The sequence below is a fragment of the Nesterenkonia sp. E16_10 genome, assembly GCF_017347085.1.
In the GTDB taxonomy this organism is placed as follows: Bacteria; Actinomycetota; Actinomycetes; order Actinomycetales; family Micrococcaceae; genus Nesterenkonia.
This window is the reverse complement of sequence record NZ_JADPSA010000043.1, coordinates 1-1,425: the sequence shown is the minus strand read 5'-3', so window position 1 is coordinate 1,425 and position 1,425 is coordinate 1. Positions and strand designations below refer to the sequence as shown.

Annotated in this window: 2 protein-coding genes; both read right to left on the bottom strand. The window is 64.4% G+C overall.

What is annotated here, in order from left to right:
• Positions 1-744, bottom strand: a 744-nt coding sequence (locus tag I2487_RS13830; RefSeq protein WP_207173067.1) for an aminotransferase class I/II-fold pyridoxal phosphate-dependent enzyme, incomplete at its 3' end; no start/stop codon positions are given.
• A gap of 87 nt (positions 745-831) precedes the next feature.
• The coding region (locus tag I2487_RS13825) for an aminotransferase class I/II-fold pyridoxal phosphate-dependent enzyme (RefSeq protein WP_207173066.1) at positions 832-1,425 on the bottom strand (594 nt) is incomplete at its 5' end.

Here is a 1,425-nt window from a genome sequence, read left to right as displayed (position 1 = left end):
GGCCACCCGCCAGGTCTTGGAGAGCCCGGAGAAGGTGATCGTGAAGACGTCGTCGGAGAGCGTGCAGGCGTTGATCATCTCGGCGTCGTCGAAGGTGATGTTCTCGTAGATCTCATCGGAGAGCAGCATCAGGTTGTGCCGCCGGGCGATGTCGACCATGGCTTCGAGGACCTCGCGCGGATAGACCGCCCCGGTGGGGTTGTTCGGGTTGATGATCACCAGGGCCTTGGTGCGTTCAGTGACCTTGGACTCGATCTCCTCCGGGTCCGGCCACCAGCTGTTGTCCTCGTCGCAGATGTAGTGCACGGCCCGGCCGCCGGCCAGGGTGGTGGCACCGGTCCACAGCGGGTAGTCCGGGGCGGGGATCAGCACCTCGTCCCCGGGGGCGAGCAGCGCCTGGAGCACCATCGAGATCAGCTCGGAGACTCCGTTGCCCAGGTAGATGTCCGAGGGATCGGCGTCGGTCATTCCACGCGCCTGGTAGTACTGGGCCACCGCGATCCGGGCGGAATAGATGCCCTGGGAGTCGGAGTAGCCCTGCGCGTCATGGAGGTTGCTGATCATCGCCATCCGGATCGAGTCCGGAGCCTCGAAGCCGAAGGGCGCGGGGTTGCCGATGTTCAGCCGGGTGATCGCGTGTCCCTCGCGCTCCAGCCTGGCGGCCTCCTGCGCGATGGGCCCACGCACGTCATACCGGACGTCCTGAAGCTTGGGCGACTGGGTGAAGTCTTCGAATTCCTGCATCCTGGAGTTACGCACTGTCCTATCCTGTACCTTCCGGGGTGAGAGAACGCCCCTGTTTCACATGCTGAGCGTGTTCGAGCCCCGCACTCAGGCGCGGGCGAACACATCCCGGTACGACGCGAGGAAGTCCGCGATGCCCGCGATCGCCTCTTCGAGCTCCTCCACCGCGGGCAGCGACACCAGCCGGAAGTGGTTGTCGTCGATCCAGTTGAACGCCCGTCCGTGGGAGACCAGGATCTTCTGCTGACGCAGCAGCTCCATCACGAAGGTCTCATCGTTCTGGATCGGATAGATCTTCGGGTCCAGCCGCGGGAAGAGATATAGCGCGCCGTCGGCCTGGTGGACGTCAACGCCTTCAATCTCCGAGAGCAGCTTATGCGCCACGTTGCGCTGTTCGTAGAGCCTGCCGCCGGGACGGATGAACTCTTCGACCGACTGGTAGCCGCCGAGCGCGGTCTGGATCGCGTGCTGCGCCGGGACGTTGGGGCACATACGCAGGTTCGACATCAGGTTCAGGCCCTCGATGTAGTTCTTCGCGCGGTGCTTGGGCCCCGACATGTAGAGCCAGCCCGAGCGGAAGCCGGCCACCCGCCAGGTCTTGGAGAGCCCGGAGAAGGTGATCGTGAAGACGTCGTCGGAGAGCGTGCAGGCGTTGATCATCTCGGCGTCGTCGAAGGTGAT